The sequence below is a fragment of the Sphingobium lactosutens genome (genome assembly GCF_013393185.1).
In the GTDB taxonomy this organism is placed as follows: domain Bacteria; phylum Pseudomonadota; class Alphaproteobacteria; order Sphingomonadales; family Sphingomonadaceae; genus Sphingobium; species Sphingobium lactosutens_A.
This window is the reverse complement of sequence record NZ_QJQX01000027.1, coordinates 1-2,500: the sequence shown is the minus strand read 5'-3', so window position 1 is coordinate 2,500 and position 2,500 is coordinate 1. Positions and strand designations below refer to the sequence as shown.

General features: G+C 62.8%; 4 protein-coding genes (1 of these 4 cut by a window edge). All 4 read left to right on the top strand.

Annotation, left to right across the window (positions count from 1 at the left end; translation table 11 throughout):
• Window positions 1-107, top strand: the final stretch of a protein-coding gene (gene tnpA, locus DM806_RS03100; protein WP_062788688.1) for an IS66-like element accessory protein TnpA. 241 nt of this gene lie to the left of the window's left edge; the window shows 107 of its 348 coding nt (coding positions 242-348); its start codon lies beyond the left edge, outside the window; the stop codon is at window positions 105-107.
• Entirely contained in the window at window positions 104-445 is a 342-nt protein-coding gene (gene tnpB / locus DM806_RS03095; RefSeq protein ID WP_019052498.1) for an IS66 family insertion sequence element accessory protein TnpB, read from the top strand. Before tnpA ends, tnpB begins: the two co-directional genes overlap by 4 nt.
• 71 nt (window positions 446-516) lie before the next feature.
• Window positions 517-2,181 carry an IS66 family transposase gene (gene tnpC, locus DM806_RS03090; protein ID WP_179041790.1) on the top strand — a complete coding sequence of 555 codons (1,665 nt, stop codon included), beginning with the start codon at window positions 517-519 and terminating at the stop codon, window positions 2,179-2,181.
• Window positions 2,182-2,198: 17 nt separating this feature from the next.
• Window positions 2,199-2,444, top strand: a complete 246-nt coding sequence (locus DM806_RS03085; RefSeq protein WP_019052496.1) for a hypothetical protein — start codon at window positions 2,199-2,201, stop codon at window positions 2,442-2,444.
• The last annotated feature ends 56 nt before the right edge of the window (window positions 2,445-2,500 follow it).

The window sequence follows — 2,500 nt, the reverse complement described above, 5'->3', positions numbered from 1 at the left end:
CCGCAATGCCGGTGATCATCGTGGATCTGGGTGGCAAAGGGCGCGTGAGCATATCTGCGTCGGCACCAGCTGCCTTGGTGTCGGCAGCGCTCAAGGCCCTGCGATGATCCCAGCTGGCGCGCGGGTGTGGATTGCGATGGGCCACACAGATATGCGGCGCGGCATGCAGAGCTTGGCAGCAATGGTGCAGCAGAGCTTCTCGCGAGACCCATTTGCCGGCGATCTTTGGGTCTTTCGCGGGCGCAGCGGGGCGCTTGTGAAGATAATCTGGCACGACGGCCTCGGGATGTCGTTATATTCGAAGCGATTGGAACGAGGGAAGTTCATTTGGCCCGCCGCGAAGGACGGCGTGGTGTCGCTGACGAGCTCACAGCTGGCCTGCCTGCTCGACGGAGTGGACTGGCGGAACCCGCAATATAGCTGGCGCCCACAGAGCGCAGGATAGGCGCAGATTTTCTCGGCGGAGGCTGCATTTTCCGCTTCATCCGGGAGGTTTTCTATGATTCCATCCAAGTTGTGGACGCCGCCGTTTCGCCCCTGCCTGACGATATCGAAGCGCTCAAGGCGTTGGTACGGCTCAGTGCGCAGCGCGCCGATGAAGCCGAACAGCGGGCCACGAGCGCTGAAGCCGAACTGGCCAATGCCCGTGCCCGGGAGAGCGCCACCGAGGCGTTGATCTCGCACTACAAGTTGCAGATCGCCAAGCTCAGGCGCGAGCAGTACGGCCCCAGCGCCGAACGCACCCGCCGGCTTCTTGCGCAGATGGAGTTTGAGCTCGAAGATTTGGAGGCCGACGCCGCCGAAGATGATCTGGCCGCCGAGGCCGCCGCGACAAAGGCGACGAACGTCACCGCCTTTGAGCGCAAGAGGCCAGTTAAAAAACCGTTCCCCGTCCATTTGCCCCGCGACCGCGTCGTCGTTCCGGCGCCCTGTTCCTGTCCGGCCTGTGGCGGCATGCGCCTGTCGAAGCTGGGCGAGGATGTAACCGAGACGCTGGAGGTAATCCCGCGTGCCTGGAAGGTCATCCAGACCGTACGCGAGAAATTCTCCTGCCGTGACTGCGAGAAGATCACGCAGCCGCCCGCGCCATTCCATGTCGTGCCGCGTGGCTGGGCAGGGCCAAGCTTCCTCGCCATGCTGCTGTTCGAGAAGTATGGGCAGCACCAGCCGCTCAACCGCCAGGCGGAGCGCTTCGCTCGCGAAGGCGTGCCGCTGAGCGTCTCCACGCTTGCCGATCAGGTTGGTGCGGCGTCCTTCGCCTTGATGCCCATCTTTCGGCTGATCGAGGCCCATGTCTTTGCCGCCGAGCGCGTGCATGGCGACGATACCACCGTGCCGGTCATGGCCAAGGGCAAGACCGATACCGGTAGATTATGGGATTATGTCCGGGATGACCGCCCGTTCGGCGGCGCCGATCCGCCGGCGGTGGTTTTCTATTATTCGCGCGACCGGCGCGGGGAACATCCCCAGGCGCACCTCGCGTCCTGGTCCGGGATTCTGCAGGCTGATGCCTATGCGGGCTATTTTGAGCTGTACGCTCCCAACCGCCAGCCTGGTCTCATCCTGGAGGCAGGATGCTTTGCTCACGCGCGCAGGAAGTTCTTCGAACTTGCTGACGTCGAGGGCGCTGCGCGCAAGAAGAGCCGCGGCGAGCGGACTGGCCCGATCTATCCGATTGCGCTGGAGGCGGTGCAGAAGCTGGACGCCCTGTTCGACGTTGAGCGCGGTATCAACGGCAAGACACCAGCGGAGCGGCTTGCCGCCCGTCAGGAGTTGAGCGCGCCACTGATCGCCGAACTGCACGACTGGTTGAACGCCCAACTCGCCAAGCTGTCGCGTAACCATGATCTCGCCAAGGCTATCAACTATATGCTTCGGCGCTGGGACTCCTTCACCCGCTTCCTCGTCGATGGCAGGGTATGCCTCACGAACAACGCAGCGGAACGGGCGCTACGCTGTGTGCCACTCGGGCGGAAAGCATGGCTATTTTGCGGCTCCGATCGCGGCGGTCAGCGCGCCGCCATCATGTTTTCACTCATTCAAAGCTGTCGCCTCAACGACCTCGATCCCCAGGCTTGGCTCGCCGACGTCCTTGCCCGCATCGCCGGTCATCCGGCTAATCGGCTTGGCGATCTGCTCCCATGGAATTGGAAACCAACAGCGTTGAAGCTGGAGCCGTGATCTCATAGCATCACGGCATGGAATTTGACCCGCAACCCGAACTGATTGAATCCTCTCTCTGCCGGTCCATCGAACAGGCGGGCGTACGGCTGACCATCAACATCGTGCGGCTCGCCACCGAACGTGGCTGGTCCCTCGAGGTCGTCAACGAGCACGGCACCTCGACGGTCTGGGACAATCTATTCCCCACCGACCGCGATGCCGATGCTGCATTCCGCGATGTGCTCGCTCAAGAAGGCGTCGAGGCCTTCCTCGGCAAGTAAGATGCCAAATCCCCCAGCAAACCGTCAGTAGCCGCGGTCCTCACCGGATGCGTACG